Raw genomic sequence first — 22137 nt, forward strand, 5'->3', positions numbered from 1 at the left:
CCGCGACCGTAGGTTGCGGCCGTGAACGACTCCTCCAGACGGACCTTCCTGCGCGGCGCGGGCCTGCTCGGCGCCGGTGCGGCGGTCTCCGCGTTACCCGCCCTAGGTGCTCCCGCGGCCTCGGCGACCTTCGGCCATCACGGCCCGGACTTCGAAGACGGCCGCTTCACCCTCGCGGTGCTGCCCGACACCCAGTACCTCTTCGACGCCGACCGCGGTGACCCCGCGCCGTTGGACGCCACCCTGCGGTACGTCACCGGCGGCGACGAGAACATCGTCTTCCTGGCGCATCTCGGCGACCTCACCGAGAACGGGCAGCCCGGCGAGTTCGAGCAGATCAGCCGCTCGTTCCAGCACCTGGACCGGCGCCGGTTCCCGTACAGCACGCTGGCTGGCAACCACGACATCAAGTCCTCCACCGACGACCAGCGCGGCCGTACGCCGTACCTGGACGCGTTCGGGCCGCACCGGCAGCGGGGTTCGCGGACCTTCCGGGGTGCGAGCCCGGACGGCTACAACAGCCATCACGTCTTCCGCGCGGGCGGCCGCGAGTGGCTGCTGCTCGCGCTCGACTGGCGGCCGTCGGCGGGCGGCCTGGAGTGGGCGCGGTCGGTGCTCGCGCGGAATCCGCGGCTTCCGGCCATTCTGACCATCCATGAATTGGTATGGGCCGACGACGCCGGGCAGGCGCGGTTCTCGGAGTTCGGGCAGAAGGTCTGGGACGAGCTGATCGCCGGGAACGACCAGATCTTCCTGACGCTCAACGGGCACTTCTGGCCGCCGGGACGCGCGGTGAAGCAGAACCGGGCGGGCCACGACGTCCATCTGCACATCACGAACTACCAGGACCGCTACTACGGCGGCAGCGCGATGATCCGGCTCTACCGCTTCGACCTGGCGCGGAACGTCATCGACGTCCGCACTTTCTCGCCGTGGCTGGCGGACCAGGCGCCGCGGCTGAACGAGCTGCAACGGCAGGAGATCGAACGCACCGGCCCGGCCGACTACTTCAGCCTGGAGATCGACTTCGAGTCGAGGTTCGCCGGGTTCGCGCCGGTCCCGGTCCCGCCCGCGCGGCCGGCCGAGCGGCAGCTGATCCGCGGGACCGTGGCCTATTGGCGGTTCGAAGGCCAGGAGGGCGCGCCCGTCGACAAGGTCCGTGACCTTTCGGGCCGGGGCAACGACCTGGTCCGCGTGACCCTGCCCGGCAGCGCGCCCGAGGCGCTGCGGTTCTCCGGCGAGTTCTCCGGGCGGCAGCCGTCGAGGTCGAGTCTCCGGTTCGACGGCGGCAAGAAACCGGCTCGCGGTGGGTATCTGCGCACGGCGGACTCCGCGCCGATGAACGCGGAGACGTTCGCGCGCGGCTACACCGTCGAGGCGTTCGTCAAGCTGCCCGCGGATTTCAAGGACGGAAAGCACGCCTGGGCCGCGATCTTCGGCAGGCAGGGCTCCGGCGGCAAGGCGGGCAAGACCGGCGACGATCCCGGCGAACCCTCGGCCACACTGTCCCTTTCGGACGGTGCCGCGTTCCAGTGGGCGGTGTTCCCGGTGAACCAGAACGGGATCTCCACCTGCTGGGGGCACGAACTGGCGCTGGAGGAATGGATCCACGTCGCGGCGGTCAACGACGGCAGGCGCACGACGCTCTACGTCGACGGCTGCCCGGTGCTGCGGAATCCGAAGACGACGGCCGCGGGGATCGCGAATCCCGGCGGCTCGTGGCTGATCGGCGCCTACGCCTACGACTCGATCGTCGAGCAGGCGTTCCACGGCTGGCTCGGCGACGTCCGGGTGGTGGCGCGAGCGCTGGAGCTCCGCGAGTTCATGCTCGGCTGAGCGGATCGTGCGCGGTAATGGTGGATGTTCGCCCCCATTATCGCGCACGATCGTTTACCGGGGAATGCCGGGTCCCTCTTGACAAGTGGTGGACAATAAAAAATCGGCGTCCAAATCAGATGACTGATCTGAAGCGCCGAATGTGTTGTCAGTCTAACCGCTGTGAGGGGAACTTGTCAAATCAGGGGTACGACGAGGAATTGCGATCCGAACGGCAGTACGTCGCGTCGCTCTACCGGCGGCTGGACGCCGAACGCGCGCGGGTGCAGGAGGCATATGCCGGTGCACTGCGGGGAGAAGGCTTCGCGCTCTCCGACCGCGAGGTGTCGGTCGGCGCCAAGGCACGCGAGATGGCGAGGCTGAAGATCGCCGACGAGGGTCTTTGTTTCGGCCGGTTGGACGCCCTTTCGGGAGAACGGTCGTACGTCGGCCGGATCGGTCTTTTCGACGAAGAGAACGACTACGAACCCTTGGTGCTCGATTGGCGGGCGCCGGCGTCGCGCGCGTTCTATTGCGCGACGGGCGCGTCCCCGGAAGGAATGGCGCGCCGCCGTCAATTCCGCACTCTCGGCCGCGACGTCCTCGACTTCACCGACGAGGTCTTCGGCCGTCCGGAATCGGCGGGGGAACGCGGCGACGCCGCGCTGCTCGCCGCGGTCAACGCGCCGCGCGGCGAGGGCATGCGGGACATCGTCGCCACGATCCAGGCGGAGCAGGACGAGATCATCCGGCTGGACCACCCGGGTGTCGTCGTCGTGGAAGGCGGTCCGGGCACGGGGAAGACGGCGGTGGCGCTGCACCGGGTGGCGTACCTGCTGTACACGAAACGGGACCGCATGGAACGGCGCGGGGTGCTCGTGGTCGGGCCCAGCAGCGGTTTCCTCGACCACATCGGCCGTGTGCTGCCGTCGCTCGGCGAGACCAGCGCCGTCTTCGCGACGCCCGGTGACCTCGTCGCCGGTCTGCGCACCGAACGTGAGGATCCGCCGCCGGTGCAGCGGCTGAAGGGTTCGCTGGCGATCCTGGACGTGCTCGCGGCGGCGGTGGCGGACCGGCAGGAGCTCCCCGCCGAGGCGGAGCCGATCGAACTCGACGACGTCACCGTGCCGCTGGACGCCGAGGTCGCGGCCGCCGCGCGCGAGGCCGCCAGGGAATGCGGCCTGCTGCACAACGAGGCGAAGGCCGTCTTCGAACGGGAGGTGATCGCCGCGCTCGCCACACGCGCGGTCGACCGGCTCGGCGCGGGCTGGCTGCCGTCCGACGACGAGCACACGCGCCCGGAGCTGCTGAAGAACGCCCGGCGCGACCTGGAAGCCAGCGAGGAGCTCCGGGTGGTTCTCGATCGCCTCTGGCCGTCGCTGACGCCGCAGCGGCTGCTCGCCGGCCTCTACGCCTCGCCGGAGCGCCTGCGGGCGGCCGGGGCCGATCCGGCGCTGTTCCGTGAGGACGCGGACGCGTGGACGGTGTCCGACGTGCCGTTGCTGGACGAAGCCGTCGAACTCCTCGGCGTCGACCGCACCGCGGAACGCCGGGCGGAGGAACGGCGGCGGCTGGCACGGAAGGAGTACGCCGAGCGGGTGCTGGAAATCGTCGAGGTGGAAGAGGACCACGACGACTACGAGTTCGCGCTCCGGCCGACGGACGTGCTGATGGCGGAGGAGCTGGCGGACCGGTTCGCCGAGCGCGACGAGCGGGATCTGGCCGAGCGCGCCGCCGCCGACCGGGAATGGACGTACGGCCACGTCGTGGTCGACGAAGCACAGGAACTGTCCGAAATGGACTGGCGGGTGCTGATGCGGCGCTGCCCCAGCCGGTCGTTCACCGTCGTCGGGGATCTCGCGCAACGGCGGTCGCCGTCGGGCGCGCGGTCGTGGGACTCGATGCTCTCCCGGTACGTCGCCGATCGCTGGGTTTACCGGAAGCTGACGGTCAACTACCGGACACCCTCGGAGATCATGGCGGTGGCGGCTTCGCTGCTGGCGAGTTTCGCGCCGGACGCCGTCCCGCCGGAGTCGGTGCGTTCGTGCGGGGTGCGCCCGTGGGCGCGCCGAGCGTCCGAAATGGACATCGGAGACGCCGTCGCCGAGTTCACCCGTGCGGAATCGGGTCGCGAGGGGACGTCGGTCGTCATCGGCCCGCCGGGAGTGCCCGGCGCGATCGCGCCCTCCGCGACCAAGGGGCTGGAGTACGACGCCGTCCTCGTGGTGGAGCCGGAGCGGATCCTCGCGGAAGGCCCGAGCGGCGAGGCGGAGCTGTACGTCGCGCTGACGCGGGCGACGCAGCGGCTCGGGGTCGTGTACAGCGGGACGCTGCCGAAAGTCCTCCGCGGTCTTGATTCCGGGCGGCGGACTCCCGACGCGTTCCTGCGCTGCGTCTAGCGGGCTGTTCAGCGGGTTTCGAAGTGTCGTGAGTGTTTCGGGTCGGTGCGACGGCCCAAAACACTCACGACCGGACAAAGGTCTACCGCGTGAGGTTGCCCCAGGCGTACGTCTGTTTCGCGAGTTTCAGGTAGACCAGGGTTTCGGTGCTGACGACACCCGGGATGGGCCGGATGTCGTCGTTCAGCACACTCAAGAGGTGTTCGTCGTCCCGGCAGGCGACCTCGGCGAGCAGGTCGTAGCCTCCTGCGGTCAGCACGACGTAGTGGACGTCCGGCAAACCCGAGAGCTGGTCGGAGACCGCCCGCGGATCGCCGTGGACCCTGATCCCGACCATCGCCTGACGGCCGAGCCCGACGTTCGCCGGATCCGTGACCGCGACGATCTGCATCGTCTCGTCCCGCAGCAGCCGCTGTACCCGCTGCCGCACGGCACCCTCCGACAGGCCGACGGCCTTGGCCAAGGCCGTGAACGAGGCCCGCCCGTCGACTTGCAGTAGAGCGATCAGAGTGCGATCGGTATTGTCCAAACCTCTAGGTGTGCGCTGCTCCATCTGCGCGCGTGGTTCGTCACCCATGCCGTCCCTCCCTTTGTTTCGGCATGCGATTCTTGTCGCGCAGCGTATCGATCAATGTCCAGAATGCTACCGCCGTTAAGTTGTTTGTCGCGATTCTCTTTCTCTGCCCCTTCGGGCAAAGGATTCTGTCGCCTGACAGGCCGAGTGCCGAGGATTTCGGACGGCGCCTCAGCCGAGATCGCGTTTGAGCAGGTCTTCCTCGGTTTCGCGGCGGACGAGCAGCGTCGCCGTACCTCGGGAAACGCCGACCACCGGCGGCCTCCCGACGAGGTTGTAATTCGACGCGAGCGAGTGGTGGTATGCCCCGGTGCACGGGACGGCGAGCAGATCGCCGGGGTGGACGTCGTCGGGGAGCGAGAGCCCGTCCGCGAGGACGTCACCCGATTCGCAGTGCCGCCCGACCACCGTCATCGGCCGCCTGGCCGCGCGGCTGCGCCTGCCGATCAGGCGAGCGGTGTACGCCGCCCCGTAGAGCGCGGGCCGCGCGTTGTCGCTCATCCCGCCGTCGACGGCGACGAAAGTGCGCGAACCGCGTTTCACCGCGCAGACCCGGTACACGGTGATGCCCGCCGGGCCGACGATCGCGCGGCCGGGTTCGATCGTCAGTTTCGGCAGGGGGAAGCCGTGCGAGGTGCATTCGTAAGCGAGCGCGACCCGCAGACGGCGCACATAGCCGTCGATGTCGAAACCCGGGTCGCCGGGCAGGTAACGCACGGCGTGCCCGCCGCCGAGATCCAGTTCGCGCAGGGTGATGCCGTGGCTTTCGCGAAGTGCGACGAGCACCCCGATCATCTTGCGGGCGGCGAGTTCGTAGAAGTCCACCCGGGACACCTGCGAGCCGATGTGGCAGTGCAGCCCCGCCAGGCGGAGCCCGGGCTGCGCGAGCACGGCGGAGACGGCCCGGCCGAGGTTGTCGCGCACCCCTTCGCGCAACGAGAAGCCGAACTTCTGCCCTTCGGTGCCGGTGGTGATCGCCGCGTGCGTGCCCGCCGCGACGTCGGGTGTCACCCGGATCAGCACCTGCTGCGCGCCGGTGGCCAGCGCGCCGAGCTGCTCGATCTCGTCGAGCGAATCCACCACGATCCGGCGGACACCGTAGGACAGCGCCGCCTTGAGGTCTTCGGGGGTTTTCGCGTTGCCGTGCAGCAGGATCCGCTCGGCGGGGAAGCCGACCGACCGCGCGACCGCGATCTCGCCCGCCGAGCAGGTGTCGAGGGAAAGCCCTTCTTCGGCCACCCAGCGCAGGACCGCGCGGGTGCACAGCGCCTTGCTCGCGTACGCCACCTCGGCGTCCGGCAGCGCTTTCCGGTACGCGCGGGCGTTCTGCCGGACTTCGTCCTCATCGAGCAGGTACGCCGGTGTCCCGAACCTCGCGGCGAGGTGGGACACCGGCGCGCCGGCGAACAGCAGTTCCCCGCCGGGCCCGAGCCGGGTGCTCCGTGGCCAGACCCCGGGTTCGAGGTGGTCGGCGGCCTCGCAGCCGAGGCTGGGCAGGAGCTCGGTGAGCGTCACGGTTACCTCCGCGTCGATCGGTCAGTGCCTCATCAGCACAACTCCGATCGACCCGGCCAGGCCGTTCCGGCAACGTCTCCCTGACGCTCCACGAGACCTCGCTGACGCCTTGTTAACGCGCGAGTAACCCAGGACACACCCTCAGCGGACGGGCTCCGGGACGGTGTCGAGCGCGCGCACCATGTGCACGGCCAGCGCGAACGCCGCCTCGTTGCCGAGGTCGGTGTGCTCGGTGACGATCTTCTTCACGGTGTCGACCCGGATTTCGTACCGGGAGACGGGGACGGTGTCGGCGTTCATGGTGATCCTCTATTCGGTTGTTTCGGGTTTCGTGGCACAGGTGCAGCCGCGGCTGAAGCCGCCGGCCGCGGTCGCGGTGCAGAAGCGGCGGGCGATCGCGTCGTGCGCGGACATCGGATGCGGGCAGCTCGGGCACCGGTCGTCGGCGGCTGGCTCGGCGACGTCGCCGAGGGAGCGGACGGAGGTCATCACGCGGCCACCGGTCGAGCACGCAGGGGCGCCCCGACTTCGTGCAGATGCCGGAGCACGTAGCCGTACGATGCCGCCCAGCCGCACTGCGCGTAGTCGATACCGTGCTTCGCGCAGAACTCCCGCACGATCACCTGCGCGTGCTTCAGGTTCGGCCGCGCCATGCTCGGGAACAGGTGGTGCTCGATCTGGTAGTTGAGGCCGCCGAGCGCGAAGTCCACGACCGGGCCGCCGCGTACGTTGCGCGAGGTGAGCACCTGCTTGCGCAGGAAGTCGAGCGTGTGCCCGGCCGACAACGTCGGCATGCCCTTGTGGTTCGGGGCGAACGAGCAGCCCATGTAGACACCCCACAGGCATTGGTGCACGGCGATGAAGACGAAGCCGACACCGGGCGAGAGGACCACGAACACCGCGGTCAGGTACGCGGCGACGTGGGCGAGCATCAGCGCCGCTTCGAGTTTCCGCCGCTTGAAGCCGCGCTGGAACATGGCGGTCACGCTCGAAACGTGCAGGTTCAGGCCTTCCAGCAACAGCAGCGGGAAGAACAGGAATGCCTGGTATTTCGCCATCCAGCGCAGGAAACCACGCCGTTCGGTGCCCTGCGCCTTGGTGAAGATGAGCGCGGCGAGATTGACGTCCGGATCCTCGTCTTCGTGGTTGGGGTTGGCGTGGTGGCGGGTGTGCGTGCCGATCCACCAGCCGTAGCTCAGGCCGGTCAGTCCACCGTGGACGAATCCGGTGACGTCGTTCGCTTTGCGGCCGCGGAAGATCTGCTTGTGCCCCGCGTCGTGGCCGATGAAGGACAGCTGCGTGAACATCATCGCGAAGAACGCGGCGAGGAACAGCTGCCACCAAGAGTCGCCGAGGTGCGCGAAGGCGACCCAGCCGCCCGCGAAAGCCAGCAGGTTCAAGGAAATCTTCAGCGCGTAGTACTTTCGCCGCCGGTCAAGGAGGCCGGCGTCCTTGACCAATTTGGACAGTTCAGCGAAATCGCTGCCCTGCCTCGTCTGTGTGGAGGTCATGGGGAGATCACACCGTTCTGGTTCGTGAAAGTGGGCAATCCAGCAACGGGTTCACAAACACCGAAGGGGTCTGGGTCGGCCGAGAAAAGGCACTGGTACCACAACACGCCACGGTCGCTCCGTGGCCTTCTTCCAGTGTCCCACGGCGGAGGAGTGGAAGCAATTCACCAAAGCAGCACGTTCTGGCGTACAGTCGAAGACATCGAGGGAAATTTCCCCCGGTTCCGTCCGATCGCGAGCTTCGATCGGAGACAGGAGCACCGGCCAGACATCGTTCTTCGCGCTCATGGTCCCACCGGCCTCGCCGGTGAGCAGCCGCCCGCCGCGCTACAGCGCGCCCCGAGGCGCCCATCAGGGCCACGCCGCGATCGTCGATGGCCACGACCTCTGACCTGTCACCGTGTCCGCGCCCGCCCCAGTGGGCGCGGACACGGTCAGAAAAACGTCAGCGCCGCGCAGACCTGCTCTCGTTCCGCGCCGGTCAGGGCGCGGCTCGGCGGGCGGACGTCGGCGCGGCAAAAACCCAGCTGTGCCAACGCTTCCTTCACCACGCTCACGTTGTTGGCGTTGCCGTCCGCGGCCCGTAACTCCTCGAACGGCCGGACGCGTTCCCAGCAGGCCATCGCGCCGCGGAAGTCGCCGTGGCGCAGTGTGTGGAACATCTCCAGCGAGAGCGACGGCGCGACGTTCACCAAGCCCGACGTGAACCCGGTCGCGCCGACGGCGAAGTAGCCGGGTGCCGCCAGCTCCGCCAGCCCCGCGATCCACGTGAAGCGATCGATCCCCGCGTCCCGTGCCACCGCGGCGAACCGCGCCGGATCGGGCACCGCGTACTTCACCCCTATGACGTTCTCCGCGGCGTCGGCGAGCCTGGCCAGCCGCTCGCCGTCGATTCGCGCGTCGCGTACGTACGGCACGACACCCAGCTCCGGGACCGCCGCCGCGATGGCGCGGTGGTACTCGACCCAGCCTTCCGCCGAGACGTACGGATGCACCGGCTGATGGATCATGATCAGATCCGCGCCCGCTTCCCCGGCGTGCCGCGCCGCGCCGATCGCCGTCCGGACGTCGTGCCCGACGCCGGCGACCACGCTCGCCCGGCCCGCCGCGGCCTTGACCGTCAGTTCGAGACAGTGCCGGGTCTCGGCCTCGTCCAGCGCGTAGAACTCGCCGGTGTTCCCGTTGGGGGTCACGACGCCGACCCCGCCGTCGATCACCCGGTCCACCAGTTTCGCGTAGGCGTCCGGATCCACCGCGCCGTCCGCGTCGAACGGGGTAACCGGAATGGCCACAACCCCCGACAGCCGCCGTTTCCGCTCGTCGAAGCGGGAAGAGGAAGTCACTGGCATGCCCTATCTGATATATGATGTGACAGCTCACGGTAGCACGTGAGCGGCATCGGACACTTGCCCCGGAAAATGGGACAAGCGTCCGATGCAACCGGGAGGGCCGGTCCGCGCGTCCTCCCGATATGCGAAGGCGGTGGCTCTGGGGGACCCCGGCGAAGCTGGTGCTGTTCGGTCTCGTGCTCGTGTTCCTGAACGCCTCGTGCGGCCCGCCGGCGGTGGGCGACGCGTTCACGATCCGGCTCGGCGGCTGGACGGTGCTCCCGGACGAAGACCTGCGCCTCGCCTATCTGGCGGTGCTGGACGAGCGGTGCCCGCCTGGGGAGGCCTGTGCTTCGGCGGGGCGCGCGATCGTGACGATGTCCTACGCCCGGCCGTCGGCCGGCCCGGCGGTGTCGTTCACGATGGACGTGGTCAAGGCCGAGGACGTCACTTTCGGCGGCCACCGGGTCGACTACGCGGATCTCTCGCCCAGTGCCGACTTCCTCACCCTGCGCCTCGGCCGAAGTTCCCCGGAACTCCGTTGATAGTCCGATCAGGACGGCGTGGCGAGGAAGAGTTCCAGCTGCTCGACGACGAACGCGTGATCTTCGGCCTGCGGCAGTCCCGAAACGCCGACGGTGCCGACCGGGCCCACGCCCTCGACGATCACCGGGAACACGCCGCCGTGCGCGGCGTAGAGGTCCGGGTCGAGCCGGGAATCGGCTTCGAACGTCGTGCCCTTCGCGCGGAACTGTTCGCCGACGAGGAACGAGCTGTGCCCGTAACGGTCGACGACGCGGCTCTTGCGGTCGATCCACGCGTCGTTGTCGGCCGACGTGCCCGGCAACGCCGCGTGGAACAGCCGCTGCCCGCCGCGGCGCACGGAGACCGTCACCGGGAGGGCGCGGTCCCGTGCCGCCGCGAGCAGGTGGGCGCCCAGCTTCAGCGCGGTCTCGTTGTCGAACCGGCGGAAGACCAGGCGCTCCTCCTGTGCGGCCAGGACGGCCAGGGTGTCATCGCTCATGGCACCCATTAAATCAACGCTGTTGTGTAATGGCTAGCGAAGGGCGTCCAGCGCGAAGGCGGCGTACATCGCGACGCCGTTGGCCATCGCGTCCTCGTCGAAGACCACCCGGTTCGAGTGGTTCGCTTCGACCGTGGCCAGATCGGCGTCGGGCGGGCAGGCGCCGAGGAACGCGAAGGCGCCCGGAACCCGCTGGAGGACGTAGGAGAAGTCCTCCGCGCCCATCACCGGGTTCTCCATGACCTCGGAGTTGCGGGCGCCGAGGACCTCGGCCGCCAGATCGAGTACCCGAGCCGCGACCTGGGGGTCGTTCACCGTGACCGGGTAGCCGGGGAGGACTTCGGCGCTCACGCGGACGCCGTGCGCCGCGCCGACCGCCTCGCACACCTTCGGCAGCTCCTCGCGCACGTACGCCTGCGTCCGCTCGGAGAGCGTGCGGATCGTGCCCTCCAGGAACGCCGTCTCGGGGATGATGTTCGTCGTCGTCCCGGCCTCGATCCGGGTGACCGAGACCACCGCCGGCTCGAACACGCTGACCTTGCGGGTCACCATCGTCTGCAGCGCGCTCACCATCGCGGCCGCCGCCGGTACCGGGTCGATCGCCTGGTGCGGCGCCGAGCCGTGCCCGCCACGGCCGGTGACCGTGACGTGGAAGCTGTTGGCCGACGCCATGATCGGCCCCGGCCGGGTCTGCACGATGCCCGACGCGACCTGCGTGAAGATGTGCAGGCCGAACGCCTTCTCGACGCGCTCGCCCGAGGCGTCGAGCACGCCCTCGTGGATCATGTGGCGAGCGCCGTGCTCGCCCTCCTCGCCGGGCTGGAACATGAACACCACCGACCCGGCCAGCTCGTCGACGTGCTCGCTGAGCAGCCGCGCCGCCGACGCCAGCATCGCGACGTGGGTGTCGTGCCCGCAGGCGTGCATCGCGCCGTCGTCCTCGGAGGCGAAGTCGAGGCCGGTGTCCTCGTGCAGCGGCAGCGCGTCCATGTCGCCGCGGAGGAGGATCGCCGGGCCCGGCTTCGCGCCGCGGAGGACGGCGGTCAGCGAGGTGGTCGATTTGCCCTCGACGATCTCGAGCGGCAGGCCTTCGAGGGCCGCTTTGATCGAGGCCTGGGTTTTCGGCAGGTGGAGCCCGATCTCCGGATTCCGGTGGATCTCCCGGCGGAGCTCTACGGTTTTCGTCTGAAGCGCGCGGGCTTCCTCCAGCAATCCGGCGAAGCGCGCGTCGGGGAGGGTGGGCAGGTCGGTGGGTCCGGTCATGTCTCGATAGTGGCGCATGCGGCGCTTCGGGCGCACCGTGCGTGCGTTCCGAATGCGGGCGGAATACGGTGTGCGCATGGCGGTGCAAGAGCCGATCACGGGGTTCGCGGTGGCCGTGGTGCGGGAGGACGGTCGGTGGCGGTGCAGTTCCCTTGATCCGGGGGCGCTCGGCGAACTCGACGCTGCGATCACGGAGCTGGGAAAACTGCGTTCGACCGGTGCCGCGTTCGGGCTCCTGGCGGTCGACGACGAGTTCTTCGTGATCGTCCGGCCGAGTCCCAGAGGCCCCTCGCTGCTGCTGTCCGACGCCGCCGCGGCGCTCGACTACGACATCGCCGCGGACGTCCTCGACGTGCTGAGAGTCGACCCCCCGGACGAGGACGACGACGCGGTCTGGCCGGAAGGCGACCTGGAGATCCTGTCCGACCTCGGACTCCCCGGGGCCGAACTGCAGGTGATCGTCGGCGAGGTGGACCTCTATCCGGACGAACAACTCCAGATGGTCGCGCAGCGGTGCGGATTCGCCGCCGAGTTCTCCAAGATCCTGGACGAGATCTGAGCCCCGCCGCCTCCGCAGCCGACATCGCCGCCGTCCGGGCGGCGATCGCGGCGGCGCGAGGTGCGGGCGACGACGTGCCGATCGGTGCCGTCGTCCTGTCCCCGGACGGGACTCCGCTCGCTTCGGCGCGCAACGCCCGCGAAGAACTGGGCGACCCGACGGCGCACGCCGAGATCCTCGCGCTGCGGGCCGCGTCCGAGCGCTACGGCGACGGCTGGCGGCTCGAAGGCTGCACGCTCGCGGTGACGCTGGAGCCGTGCACGATGTGCGCCGGCGCCCTCGTGATGGCCCGGGTCGCGAAGGTCGTCTTCGGCGCTTGGGAACCCAAGACCGGGGCCGTGGGGTCGCTGTGGGACGTCGTCCGCGACCGGCGGCTCAGCCACCGCGCGGAAGTCGTCGGCGGCGTGCTGGAGGCCGAATGCGCCGCCTTGCTCGAAGAGTTCTTCCACGGGCAACGGGGTAACCGCACCGGGTGACGGATGTGTCGAATCCCGTGGCCCGGGTAACCCGGAGACAGGCGGTCGCAAACGGCGGCCGCAGTCGAAGGAGGAACATCCGCCATGAGCGTTTTCGACAAGGCGAAGGACAAGGCCGAACAGGCCATCGGCGCCGCCAAGGAGAAGCTCGGCGAGAAGACCGACAACCAGGACCTCGCGAACTCCGGCCGGGCCGACCAGACCGAAGGCCAGGTCAAGGAGACCGGGCACGACCTGCGTGACCGCGCGGAAGGCGGCGTGCAGGACCTCAAGGACAAGTTCAACAAGTAGTCCCGGACGCAGAAGAGCCGGTCTCCGTGGAGACCGGCTCTTCGCTGCGGTGGCGGTGGGATTTGAACCCACGGACGGGTATTAACCGTCACACGATTTCGAGTCGTGCTCCTTCGGCCGCTCGGACACGCCACCGCCGAGAACAATACCGGAGGGCCTTCCGGGGCCTTCAGGGGTCAAGGAAGCTGCGCGGTGATCTCGTCGATCGCCGCCGTCTGGTTCTCCACGATCTCCTGTGCCAGCGCTTTCGTCTCGGCGTGCTCGCCCGCCGACAGCACGGTCTTGGCCATCGCGACGCCGTTGCGCAGATGCTCGGCCATCAGTGGAAGCCACACCTTGTCGAACTCGGCGCCGGACAGGTTCTGCAGCGAGGCGACCTGCCCTTCCGTGATCATCCCTGGCATCGCGTGCCCGGCGTGACCCGCCGCGGGCAGGACGGCCGCGTTCCAGGATTGCAGCCAGCCGGTCATCGTCCGGACCTCCGCCGACTCGGCCTTGACGATCTTGGCGGCGGTGGCCTTCACGTACTCCGAGGCCGACCGTTCCGAGGCCAGGTTCGCGACCTGGATGGACTGCTGATGGTGCGGGACCATCTGCTGGGAGAAGGTGATGTCGGCCTGGTTGGCGCCCGGTGTCGCCGGTGCGGCGCCCGTGGCCGTCGAGCAGCCCGCGAGCACCCAGACGACCAGCCCGAACAGGGCCATCGGCAGTCGCCGTCGCATCGATACCTCCGTAGTCAGGGGAAAACCGGCCCCTCCGCCCTGTGATACGGCTGTGACCTTCCGGCGGTTCAAAATCGGATTAGCCTTGGCAGGCATGACGGACCCGAAGACAGTGGTGACCGGTTTCCTTCAGGCCCTCGAAGAGTTCGACATCGATCGGGCGCTCGGCTTCGTGGCGATCGACATCGTCTACCAGAACGTCCCGCTGCCCCCGGCCCGCGGCCTTTCGGCGGTCGAGAAGCAGTTGCGCACCATGGCCCGCTACGGCACCGGGTTCGAGGCGCGCACCCACCACATCGCCGCCGACGGCCCGATCGTGCTGACCGAGCGCACCGACGTCCTGCGGCGTGGTTCGTGGGAGGCCGAGTTCTGGGTGTGCGGCACGTTCGAAGTGCGCGACGGCCGGATCGTGCTGTGGCGGGACTACTTCGACTGGACGACATTCCTGGCCGCGAGCGCGAAGGGCGCGGGCAAGGCGGCGGTCGCCGGGGCGAAGTCGCTCATCGGGAAGTACAAGGCACGGCAGAACCTCGTGAGTGGTAAGGACGGTTAGAACCGTCCTTACCACTCACGAGGCGGAGCGTGAGGGCGGCCGATTCGCAACTCCGCTCCCGCCGGCTGGCCGCTGGGCATCGCGAAAGTGGCTTTCGCGACATGCTGCCGCTCGACCCTCCTAGCCACTCACGAGGCGGAAATGACACACCGCCGGTGTACGGGCTCCGTCCTCCCCCGACGGGTCCCGTGCACCGGCGGTGCGCCCCCAGTTCCCCCTGCTCGCCCTCCCCGGCGAGCGTTAGAAGGTCGTGTGCCGGTCGGCCATGTCGGCCTGGCGCAGTACGGCGTCGAGCCGTGCTCCGCCGAAATGGGCCACCTGCCGTCCGCCGCGTTTCCGGTCGCGCAGGTCGACGGCCAAGGCGATGCTCAGCAGCAGAACCAGTGCCGTACCGACGATGAGCCAGTTCATCGGACACCTCCTCCGGCGACGTGAGCCGAGGATTTGTGTCCTCGCTCACGTCGCCAAAGGTAACTCCGGGAATGCCGGGTTGTACCCGGACTTGAGGTTCATTTAAGGCAGCGGAACACCAATGGGCTATTTCCGCGGGGTTCCCGCGACATAAATGTCACCGTCGGCCACGGAGACGTCACGGGCGCTGGACGCGCCGGTCGCCAGAATGCGGGCGGGGTCCCGGAAACCGGCGATCACTTCGACGCGCTGGACCGGTTTCGGTGTGGTGATCAAGGTTTCCGGCCGCCAGGTGCGCCCGTTCCCCAGCAGGAAGGTTTCGATGTTCGGCTTTCCGTCCCGGGTTCCGTAAACGCGCCATGTGCCGCCATTGAGCTGTTCCATCTCGCGCAATCGGAGTCCGTTCGCGACTTCGCGCACTTCCCAGTTCCGGCCGTTCCACGCGCCCGCGAAATCGCGCGGCGAGCCCGCGGCGTCGAACTGGAACCAGGTGACGAACGGTTCGCCGTCGCGCTGGGTGCCGACCTGCAGGATGTAGTCCGGCGACTTGAGCCCGCCGGGGAGTTCGAGCGGTGTTTCGACGACCTTGAGATACCGCTCCTGTTCGGCGTCGTCGACCTGCGTGCCGAGGTCGTGGCCCGCCGCGGAATAGAAGTGCAGGGTGTGGACGTCGAACGACAGGTAGTAGACGTTCCGGTGGTAGACGTCGTGCTTGTGCTGCGTCGGTCCACCGCCCGCGAGCGTGTAGACGAACTGGATCCGCCCCCGCGACGGCAGGTACCGCAGCTGCCCGACGTAGACCTCGTCCATGTGGTCGGCCCGGCCCAGCGAGCCGAACGCCCACCGTTTCCCGGTCAGCCGCACGGAGTTCGCCCACGTCTTCCCGTGGTCGCGGGAAACGAGGTACTTCATCGGGCGGAAGTCGGAGTCCGCCGCCGGATCCAGTTCCTTCGTGGTCTCGCGGTAGAACAGGAACAGCGTGCCGTCGACGGTCTTCACCGGCATCGGGTAGCTCGCCGCGGCACCCTCGGGGACCTCGGCGTCGGTCCAGGTGCCGTCGAGGGAATGCGCGAGCGGCGCGCGGCTGATCACGGTCCGCTTGTTGTGCATGCCGCGGAAGATCAGCAGATGCCCGTCGCCCGCCAGCAGCATCGTCGGGTAGTTGTGCGGATCGGACTCGCCGTCGGCGATCTTCTTCGGCGCCGTCCAGACGCTGGTCCGGTGGTCGTAGGCCTGGACGTAGGTGTCCGCGGCCTTGCCGGACCACGAGATGAAGGTCTTGCGCGCGACCGGGTCGAAGATCCCGCCCGCGGTCGGCCGCCGGTCGGTGCGCGACGCGACCGTGCTCGCCGGGGTCATCACATCGAACGCCGTCTTCTCCGGTGGTTTCGCCGCCGCCGGGGGAACCGGGATCACGAGACCGGCCGCGACGATCGCGCAAAGCAGTCTGCGCATGAATACGCCTCCTGGTGCGTAACAGGCGGCGGAGCTCGATCTTCGCACGCGGAAGCTCGGCGCGACCAGGGTCCGAACGGGCTAGCGGTGACGAATCGTTGCCTTGTCGTCTTCCTCATTTCACTTGTCCGGGGGAGTATGCCTCGACCGATCTTGTGAAAAGGGGACTCAGCGTGACCACATCCCGACGTGCCGCCCGGAGACGGGCCCTGACCGTGGCCGTCGCCTCCGGCCTGGTCGTGAGCGGTGTCTCCGCTCCGGCCGCGCTCGCCGCGCCCAGCGCCGACGCCGTGATCGCCGAGGTCTACGGCGGTGGCGGCAACTCGGGCGCCACGCTGACTAACGACTTCGTCGAACTCGCCAACCGCGGCACGGCCACCGTGAGCCTCGACGGTTTCAGCGTCCAGTACGCGCCCGCGTCGGGGAACAGCTGGCAGGTCACGCCGCTGACTGGCAGTGTCGCGCCCGGCGCGCGGTACCTCATCGCGCAGGCGAAGGGCTCGGGCGGCACCGTCGCGCTGCCGTCGCCGGACGCCACCGGCTCGCTGGCCCTGTCCGCGACCGCGGGCACCATCGCGCTCGTCCAGGGCACCACGGCGCTGACCTGCAAGACGGCCGCCGACTGCGCGGCCGACACCCGGATCAGGGACCTGGTCGGCTTCGGCGCGGCCGCCGTCATCCGCGAGGGTTCCCCGGCGCCGGCGCCGTCCAACACCGCCTCCGTCGCCCGGGGAACGGCGCTCGCGGACACCGACGACAACGCCGCGGACTTCATTTCCGGCGCGCCCACGCCGACCAACGGCAAGGGTGAGACGCCGGGCGAGACCGGTCCGCCACCGGTCGACGCCAAGATCCACGACATCCAGGGCACCACCCGGATCTCGCCGCTCAAGGATCGGAAGGTCGCCGGGGTCACCGGCGTCGTGACCGCGATCCGGGGCTTCGGTTCGGCGCGCGGGTTCTGGATCACCGACACCGCGCCCGATGCCGACCCGCGCACCAGCGAGGGCCTGTTCGTCTTCACCGGCTCGACCACGCCCGCCGTGGCCGTCGGCGACGCGGTGACCGCCGGCGGAACCGTCCGCGAGTTCTACCCGGACGCTCCCGCGACCTCGCCGTACCAGTCGCTCACCGAGCTGACGAGTGCACAGTGGACGGTCCAGTCGAGCGGGAACGCCCTGCCCGCCCCGACCGTCGTCGCGCCGGACACGGTGCCGGACACCGTCGCTCCCGCACCGGGCGGCAGCATCGAGCCGTTGCCGCTGGAGCCCGCGAAGTACTCGCTGGACTTCTGGGAGACCCACGAGAGCGAGATCGTCAGCGTCTCCGACGCGCGCGTCGTCGGCCCGACGTCGTCGTTCAACGAGCTTTACGTGACCACCAAGCCGAAGCAGAACCCGAGCGTCCGCGGCGGCGCGGTGTACCTGGACTACGACCGGCTCAACACCGGCGTGCTCAAGGTCGCGTCGCTGATCCCGTTCGCCCAGCAGCCGTTCCCGAAGGTCAATACCGGCGACGTTCTCACCGGAGAGACCTCCGGCCCGGTCGAGTACAGCAACTTCGGCGGCTACACGCTGTTCGCGACGACGTTGGGCGCCGCCAAGGACAACGGGTTGCAACGCGAGAGCACCCGCGCGCAGCGCAGCGGTGAGCTTTCGGTGGCCACCTACAACGTCGAGAACCTGTCCGCTTTGGACAGCGCGGAGAAGTTCGGCGAACTGGCCAAGGCCGTCGTCGGCAACCTGGCGAAGCCGGACATCCTGAACCTGGAAGAGATCCAGGACAACAACGGGCCGGCCAACGACGGCACCGTCGCCGCCGATCAGACGTTGCAGAAGTTCGTCGACGCGATCGTCGCCGCCGGTGGCCCGCGTTACGAGTGGCGTCAGATCGACCCGGAGAACGGCAAGGACGGTGGTCAGCCGGGCGGCAACATCCGCGTCGGCTTCCTGTTCAACCCGGCGCGTGTGTCCTTTGTGGACCGGCCGGGTGGTACCGCGACCACGCCCGTCGACGTGGTCGAGGAACGCGGCAAGACCCACCTGACCGTCTCGCCCGGCCGGGTCGACCCGGCGAACGAGGCGTGGGCGGCCAGCCGCAAACCGCTGGTCGGCGAATTCGTCTTCAAGGGACGCACCGTGTTCGTCATCGCGAACCACTTCAACTCCAAGGGCGGCGACCAGCCGACCCACGGCCGCAACCAGCCGCCGGTCCGGAGTTCCGAGGTGCAGCGGGCCAAGCAGGCGACGGTGCTTCGCGGCTTCGTCGACAAGCTGCTCGCGTCGGACAAGAACGCGAACATCGTCGTGGCGGGTGACCTGAACGACTACCCGTTCTCGCCCGCCGTCGAAACGCTGACCGCCGGTGGCGCGCTGAAGGACCTCATCGCGTCGCTGCCCGAGAACGAGCGGTACAGCTACGTTTTCGAGGGTCAGTCGCAGGTGCTCGACCACATCCTGGCGTCGAAGGCGCCGCGCGGGCTCGACTACGACGTCGTCCACCTGAACGCCGAGTTCGCGAAGCAGGCGAGCGACCACGATCCGCAGGTGCTCCGGTTCCGGCCGAGCGCGGGCAACCCGGTCCAGGACGCGTTCCACGACCTGGCGGACTACCTGGAGAAGGTGCTCGGCCCTTACCTGCCGAAGCCGTAGCTCTCCCGCGTGAAGGCCCCTTCCCCCGGCTCAGCCGAGGGAAGGGGCCTTCACACGTGTTACGCCCCCGCTCACGCGAGTTACGCCCCCGCTCACGCGAGTTACGCCCCCGCTCACGCGAGTTACGCCCTCAATCACGCGAGTCACGCCCTCAATCACGCGAGTCACGCCCCCAATCACGCGAGTCACGCCCTCGAACACCCGTGTCGTCCGCCCAGTCACGCGTGTCGTCCGTCTGATCACGTGTGTCGTCCATCCAGTCACAAGTCCCTTCCATCGAGTACGCGTGGTCGAAGGCGCAACTTGCGTGCTTGAAGGCGTAACTCACGTGGCCGAAGGCGCAACTTGCGTGCTTGAAGGCGTAACTCACGTGATCGGAGGCGTAACTCGCGTGCTTGAAGGCGTAACTCACGTGATCAGGCGGCGCACACCCGTGATTGGAAGGCGAACTCGCGTGATTGGACGGACGACACGCGGGGGTCAGGAGCGTTTGGCGCGCCACCCCAGGGAAAGCACCGCCTGCACGAGTTCCTGGTAGCTCGGCTTGACCTCTTCGAGGTACTTCTCCAGGTAACCGGGCCGCGCGGTCGGCACCGGCCTCGGGTCCTCGTCGTCGGGCAGCCACGACAGCCCTTCGACGTTGTGCTGAGCCATCTTCCACCAGCGCGTGCACCGGTCGACGGCGCGCTGCTCGCGTTCGGCGGCGTCCGCGACGGCCTGGTGCGCCTCGGCGAGCCGGGCCTCCAGCTCGTCCGCGCGGCCGATCTCCCAGTCGCGGAGGTTCTCCGCCGAAGCGCGCGCGAGGCCGACGATCTCCTTGTACCGCATGGCCGCGGTGATGCCGTCATCCATCGAGAAGCCCTTCCGGACGCTGGAACGGGATGATCACCTCAGGGGCGCCGTGGGTGGTGCGGTCGAAGAACAGCGCCCGGCCCGGCCGCGGCGACCAGTGCACGACCTGTCCGGCGGCGAACGGCGACAGTTCGTTGCCCTGGACGTCCAACGCCGCCCAGGTCCCGATGTCGTCCGTGCCCGCGAAACCGAGCGTGTCCTTCAGCCGCGCGATGCTGCGCCACCAGCCGATGGTGTGGACGCCGTGCGTCGGGCCCTGCTTCAGCAGCACCCGAAGCTGATCCAAACCGCTCTTGAGCTGTCCGGGTGCCTTCGCCTCCAGCGCGGGGATCGACGCGTCGACGCCGTACAACAGCAGCACCCGAGCTTTGTCCAAAGAGGACAGGTTCTCCGCGATATCGATTACCCGGGCGGGCAAATCGTCGACGAGGGTGGCCTCGTGTCCGTCCGCGCGCAGGCGTTCGACCAGCTCCGCCACGGCGGGGACGGACGCCTCGATGGGGCACGAGAGCACGAACTCCACCGATTCGTAGCGATACTGACGGGCGAGCGATCGGGCGGCGGAGTCCATGATGGACAGTGCTTCCGCGGTCGCCGCACCGAGCACGGCGACGTTGCGCCCCGGCGCCTTCGGCAGCTCGACCCCGCAGGCGGCCTCGTCGACGTCGATGGACTGGCCGAGCAGCGCCCGCGGCCGGTCGGTCGGCTTCAGATCCGCGAACGCCGGGAACTGTTCCAGCACGGGGGAATGCGCGCCGTCGAACAGCCGCGGCCGTTTGAACGATTCCGAGTATCGCTCCCAGAGCCGGTGCTGCAGCTTGTTGAAGACGTCCTTGGTGCTCGCGTCCGGCACGTGGGCGAGCTGGTTCCCGTGCGCCACCCCGGAATCGTGGTTGATCACCGCGTGCCACTTCGGCGCCGAGACCGCCGCGTTGTTGGTTTCGGCCAGCACGCGCCGCGCCTTCGGCATCGCGATCCGCAGCGTGCACTGCTCGAACACCGCCGGTTTGCCCCAGAAGGCCTCGATCCCGGCGACGTCCTGGCTCGCCAGCACCAGGTGGATGCCCTGAGACCGGCCTCGCCGCGCGATGTCCTCCAGCAGCTGGGTCGCGGTCGCCGTCACGCCGTCACGGCCGGCGAACAGGTACTGAAACTCGTCGATCACCGCGACGATCCGCGGCCAGTGCCCGCCGGGATCCTGCTCGCGCAGGTCCGAGAGGTTGGTGACCTCGTGCAGTTTCGCCGCGGCGGATCGGCGGCGCAGTTCGTCGGCGAGGAAGCGCAACAGTGCCAGGCCGAACTCGCGGTCGGTGTTGACGTTGACCCCGATGAGCTTGGCGTGTGGCAGCCAGCTGGCGTCCCGTCGTCCCGGAGCGAGCCCGGCGAACGACACGCCCTCCTTGAAGTCCAGCAGGTACAGCGCGAGTTCGTCCGGCGAGTACCGCGCCGCGAGGCTGCCGAGCAGCGAGTACAGGAAGTTCGTCTTCCCCGAACCGCTCGGCCCGCCGATGAGCACGTGCGGGCTGGCGTCGCCGATGACGACCTCCACCGGCTCGCCCTCGAAGAACCCGACCGGCGCCCGCAGTTCGCGCGCCGAGCTTTCCTTGCCCAGTTCGGTCGGCAGGAGGTCGGCGAACGCGCGGGGCCCGCCCTGTTTGGCGATCAGCGCTTCGGCGATCCGCCCGGCGGCGCGGATGACCTGCCCGGACGGCATCGGCGGGTCGAGGTCGACGATCAGGTCGGGGCCGGTCATGCTGCTCATCGCGTGCCGGTCGTCGCGCAGGCTCAGCGTTTCGACCGACGTCGACAGCATGGTCGGCACGTCGACCAGGATCAGGCAGATCCCGGCCGCGAGCGCCCCCGTGGCGACTCGTTTCAGTTCGCGGGCGCGCTCCGGTTCGAGGGTTTCGCCGTTGCCGTAGAGCACCGCGACGCGGAACGGTTCGACGCGCTGGCCGCTCGCCCGCCGGATCTCCCGCAGCGACGTGTGCCCCGCCTGCATCCCGGTCGCGTGGATGCGGCGGATGTGGCCCGCCAGTTCGTCGAGGAGGTCTTCGAGCCGTCCCGGGTCGTACAGCGTCAGCGCGCTCGTGCGGCTCAGTGGGTAGAGGTCGGGCAGGATCGCGGTCAGCTGCCCGACGTCCCACAGGTGGACGCGGACGGCGCCGGGCTCGAACGTGCTCAGGATCCGCATCAGCAGGTTCTGCACGATGCCGTCCACCGCGGCCCTGGTCTTGGGCGCCGACGTGATGGACAGGTGCGACTCGTCGAGCAGGGGCACCGCGACGTCGAACGTGCGCGGGACGTCCTTGCCCGAAACGGTCGCCGAGCCGACACGCCACAGTCCCGGCGCGGTGATGCCGGGATTCCCGCCGACGCGGCCGAGCCAGTTGCCCGGCGGCTGGCTCGCGGGGCCCGGCGCGTTGTGCGCGACGAGTTCGCGCAACGCGTTCGGGCCCGCTTCCCAGTCCGCGTAGAACTGGCCGCGCACACTGCCGAGCAGGCCGAACACCTCGTTCGCGGCGGGATGCCGCGACCATTCGGCGTACTGCTCCGAGGTGGAGTTGTTCATCCCCACCCGGACTATGTGCTGTTCCAGCTCCAGTTTGGCCAGTTCCGCCTCGGCGGACTGGCGGGCGCCGGCGGCGGCGCCGAGGACGAGCCCGATCTGGTGCCGGACCCGCTCCAGCGCCGTAACGACGCGATTGCGCTGTTCACTCGCTTTGCTGCCCATACCG

General features: G+C 69.1%; 21 protein-coding genes and 1 tRNA gene. 8 read left to right on the plus strand and 14 right to left on the minus strand.

The genetic code is table 11. The features are described from left to right. Positions 1-21 precede the first annotated feature (21 nt). Positions 22-1836 (plus strand): LamG-like jellyroll fold domain-containing protein, encoded by a 1815-nt coding sequence (locus BLW75_RS26425; protein ID WP_034314499.1) that lies wholly within the window; start codon positions 22-24, stop codon positions 1834-1836. A 173-nt stretch (positions 1837-2009) separates the two neighbouring features. Then, positions 2010-4214 carry an RNA polymerase recycling motor ATPase HelR gene (gene helR / locus BLW75_RS26430; protein WP_277814974.1) on the plus strand — a complete coding sequence of 735 codons (2205 nt, stop codon included), beginning with the start codon at positions 2010-2012 and terminating at the stop codon, positions 4212-4214. An 82-nt stretch (positions 4215-4296) separates the two neighbouring features. Here helR and BLW75_RS26435 read toward each other — a convergent pair whose 3' ends face one another. The 6 genes from BLW75_RS26435 to BLW75_RS26455 form a co-directional block, all read right to left on the minus strand. Further along, positions 4297-4791: an Lrp/AsnC family transcriptional regulator gene (locus tag BLW75_RS26435; protein ID WP_034314503.1), complete on the minus strand. Its 495-nt coding sequence runs from the start codon at positions 4789-4791 to the stop codon at positions 4297-4299. 168 nt (positions 4792-4959) lie between these two features. Next, positions 4960-6303 carry a diaminopimelate decarboxylase gene (gene lysA, locus BLW75_RS26440; RefSeq protein ID WP_034314506.1) on the minus strand — a complete coding sequence of 448 codons (1344 nt, stop codon included), beginning with the start codon at positions 6301-6303 and terminating at the stop codon, positions 4960-4962. Between the two features lie 141 nt (positions 6304-6444). Continuing rightward, complete coding sequence (locus BLW75_RS42945) at positions 6445-6603, minus strand: DUF6307 family protein (RefSeq protein WP_167373519.1); 159 nt, start codon at positions 6601-6603, stop codon at positions 6445-6447. Positions 6604-6612: 9 nt separating this feature from the next. Continuing rightward, positions 6613-6792: an RGCVC family protein gene (locus BLW75_RS26445; RefSeq protein WP_034314813.1), complete on the minus strand. Its 180-nt coding sequence runs from the start codon at positions 6790-6792 to the stop codon at positions 6613-6615. Further along, positions 6792-7814, minus strand: coding sequence for a fatty acid desaturase family protein (locus BLW75_RS26450; RefSeq protein WP_034314509.1), 1023 nt, complete (start codon positions 7812-7814; stop codon positions 6792-6794). The genes BLW75_RS26445 and BLW75_RS26450 overlap by 1 nt, the downstream gene beginning before the upstream one ends. A 434-nt stretch (positions 7815-8248) precedes the next feature. Further along, positions 8249-9163: a dihydrodipicolinate synthase family protein gene (locus BLW75_RS26455; protein WP_034314512.1), complete on the minus strand. Its 915-nt coding sequence runs from the start codon at positions 9161-9163 to the stop codon at positions 8249-8251. A 122-nt stretch (positions 9164-9285) separates the two neighbouring features. On the opposite strand from BLW75_RS26455, the gene BLW75_RS26460 reads away from it, so the two are divergent. After that, positions 9286-9687, plus strand: a complete 402-nt coding sequence (locus BLW75_RS26460) for a hypothetical protein (RefSeq protein ID WP_034314515.1) — start codon at positions 9286-9288, stop codon at positions 9685-9687. Positions 9688-9695: 8 nt separating this feature from the next. Here BLW75_RS26460 and BLW75_RS26465 read toward each other — a convergent pair whose 3' ends face one another. Beyond that, entirely contained in the window at positions 9696-10166 is a 471-nt protein-coding gene (locus BLW75_RS26465) for a heme-degrading domain-containing protein (RefSeq protein ID WP_034314518.1), read from the minus strand. Positions 10167-10199: 33 nt separating this feature from the next. Next, the gene (locus BLW75_RS26470; protein WP_034314521.1) at positions 10200-11429 is read right to left on the minus strand and encodes a M20 metallopeptidase family protein; all 1230 of its coding nucleotides are present in this window, start codon (positions 11427-11429) and stop codon (positions 10200-10202) included. Positions 11430-11505: 76 nt separating this feature from the next. On the opposite strand from BLW75_RS26470, the gene BLW75_RS26475 reads away from it, so the two are divergent. The 3 genes from BLW75_RS26475 (at position 11506) to BLW75_RS26485 (ending at position 12755) form a co-directional block, all read left to right on the plus strand. Continuing rightward, a complete protein-coding gene (locus BLW75_RS26475; protein ID WP_198935763.1) occupies positions 11506-11988 on the plus strand; it encodes a tRNA adenosine deaminase-associated protein in 483 nt (160 codons plus the stop codon). A 74-nt stretch (positions 11989-12062) separates the two neighbouring features. Then, positions 12063-12464, plus strand: a complete 402-nt coding sequence (locus tag BLW75_RS26480; RefSeq protein WP_241783701.1) for a nucleoside deaminase — start codon at positions 12063-12065, stop codon at positions 12462-12464. A gap of 84 nt (positions 12465-12548) precedes the next feature. Next, complete coding sequence (locus tag BLW75_RS26485; protein WP_034314526.1) at positions 12549-12755, plus strand: CsbD family protein; 207 nt, start codon at positions 12549-12551, stop codon at positions 12753-12755. Positions 12756-12802: 47 nt separating this feature from the next. On the opposite strand, the gene BLW75_RS26490 is transcribed toward BLW75_RS26485, so the two are convergent. Further along, a tRNA-Ser gene (locus tag BLW75_RS26490) sits at positions 12803-12890 on the minus strand. Positions 12891-12931: 41 nt separating this feature from the next. Then, the gene (locus BLW75_RS26495) at positions 12932-13477 is read right to left on the minus strand and encodes a DUF305 domain-containing protein (RefSeq protein WP_034314529.1); all 546 of its coding nucleotides are present in this window, start codon (positions 13475-13477) and stop codon (positions 12932-12934) included. 94 nt (positions 13478-13571) lie between these two features. On the opposite strand from BLW75_RS26495, the gene BLW75_RS26500 reads away from it, so the two are divergent. Beyond that, positions 13572-14030, plus strand: a complete 459-nt coding sequence (locus BLW75_RS26500) for a limonene-1,2-epoxide hydrolase family protein (protein ID WP_198935764.1) — start codon at positions 13572-13574, stop codon at positions 14028-14030. A 240-nt stretch (positions 14031-14270) separates the two neighbouring features. Here BLW75_RS26500 and BLW75_RS42950 read toward each other — a convergent pair whose 3' ends face one another. Then, entirely contained in the window at positions 14271-14441 is a 171-nt protein-coding gene (locus tag BLW75_RS42950; RefSeq protein ID WP_167373521.1) for a hypothetical protein, read from the minus strand. A gap of 126 nt (positions 14442-14567) precedes the next feature. After that, the gene (locus tag BLW75_RS26505) at positions 14568-15896 is read right to left on the minus strand and encodes a BNR-4 repeat-containing protein (protein WP_034314531.1); all 1329 of its coding nucleotides are present in this window, start codon (positions 15894-15896) and stop codon (positions 14568-14570) included. A gap of 173 nt (positions 15897-16069) precedes the next feature. Here BLW75_RS26505 and BLW75_RS26510 point away from each other — a divergent pair, with 173 nt between their 5' ends. Next, positions 16070-18547 carry an endonuclease/exonuclease/phosphatase family protein gene (locus BLW75_RS26510; protein WP_034314534.1) on the plus strand — a complete coding sequence of 826 codons (2478 nt, stop codon included), beginning with the start codon at positions 16070-16072 and terminating at the stop codon, positions 18545-18547. A gap of 480 nt (positions 18548-19027) precedes the next feature. Here the strand turns inward: BLW75_RS26510 and BLW75_RS26515 are convergent, their stop codons facing one another. Further along, positions 19028-19399, minus strand: a complete 372-nt coding sequence (locus BLW75_RS26515) for a hypothetical protein (protein ID WP_034314537.1) — start codon at positions 19397-19399, stop codon at positions 19028-19030. Beyond that, entirely contained in the window at positions 19392-22133 is a 2742-nt protein-coding gene (locus tag BLW75_RS26520) for an FtsK/SpoIIIE domain-containing protein (protein ID WP_034314539.1), read from the minus strand. The genes BLW75_RS26515 and BLW75_RS26520 overlap by 8 nt, the downstream gene beginning before the upstream one ends. Positions 22134-22137 lie beyond the last annotated feature (4 nt).

The sequence above is a fragment of the Amycolatopsis lurida genome (assembly GCF_900105055.1).
In the GTDB taxonomy this organism is placed as follows: Bacteria; Actinomycetota; Actinomycetes; order Mycobacteriales; family Pseudonocardiaceae; genus Amycolatopsis; species Amycolatopsis lurida.

Excerpts from the sequence above, each read along its gene's own strand:
- BLW75_RS26435 (WP_034314503.1), bottom strand. The coding sequence starts at position 4,791 with ATGGGTGACGAACCACGCGCGCAGATGGAGCAGCGCACACCTAGAGGT.
- BLW75_RS26505 (WP_034314531.1), bottom strand. The coding sequence starts at position 15,896 with ATGCGCAGACTGCTTTGCGCGATCGTCGCGGCCGGTCTCGTGATCCCG.
- BLW75_RS26500 (WP_198935764.1), top strand. The coding sequence starts at position 13,572 with ATGACGGACCCGAAGACAGTGGTGACCGGTTTCCTTCAGGCCCTCGAA.
- BLW75_RS26520 (WP_034314539.1), bottom strand. The coding sequence starts at position 22,133 with ATGGGCAGCAAAGCGAGTGAACAGCGCAATCGCGTCGTTACGGCGCTG.
- BLW75_RS26515 (WP_034314537.1), bottom strand. The coding sequence starts at position 19,399 with ATGGATGACGGCATCACCGCGGCCATGCGGTACAAGGAGATCGTCGGC.
- BLW75_RS26450 (WP_034314509.1), bottom strand. The coding sequence starts at position 7,814 with ATGACCTCCACACAGACGAGGCAGGGCAGCGATTTCGCTGAACTGTCC.
- BLW75_RS26455 (WP_034314512.1), bottom strand. The coding sequence starts at position 9,163 with ATGCCAGTGACTTCCTCTTCCCGCTTCGACGAGCGGAAACGGCGGCTG.
- BLW75_RS26475 (WP_198935763.1), top strand. The coding sequence starts at position 11,506 with ATGGCGGTGCAAGAGCCGATCACGGGGTTCGCGGTGGCCGTGGTGCGG.
- BLW75_RS26445 (WP_034314813.1), bottom strand. The coding sequence starts at position 6,792 with ATGACCTCCGTCCGCTCCCTCGGCGACGTCGCCGAGCCAGCCGCCGAC.
- BLW75_RS26465 (WP_034314518.1), bottom strand. The coding sequence starts at position 10,166 with ATGAGCGATGACACCCTGGCCGTCCTGGCCGCACAGGAGGAGCGCCTG.
- BLW75_RS42950 (WP_167373521.1), bottom strand. The coding sequence starts at position 14,441 with ATGAACTGGCTCATCGTCGGTACGGCACTGGTTCTGCTGCTGAGCATC.
- BLW75_RS26495 (WP_034314529.1), bottom strand. The coding sequence starts at position 13,477 with ATGCGACGGCGACTGCCGATGGCCCTGTTCGGGCTGGTCGTCTGGGTG.
- BLW75_RS26470 (WP_034314521.1), bottom strand. The coding sequence starts at position 11,429 with ATGACCGGACCCACCGACCTGCCCACCCTCCCCGACGCGCGCTTCGCC.
- BLW75_RS26460 (WP_034314515.1), top strand. The coding sequence starts at position 9,286 with ATGCGAAGGCGGTGGCTCTGGGGGACCCCGGCGAAGCTGGTGCTGTTC.
- BLW75_RS42945 (WP_167373519.1), bottom strand. The coding sequence starts at position 6,603 with ATGAACGCCGACACCGTCCCCGTCTCCCGGTACGAAATCCGGGTCGAC.
- BLW75_RS26485 (WP_034314526.1), top strand. The coding sequence starts at position 12,549 with ATGAGCGTTTTCGACAAGGCGAAGGACAAGGCCGAACAGGCCATCGGC.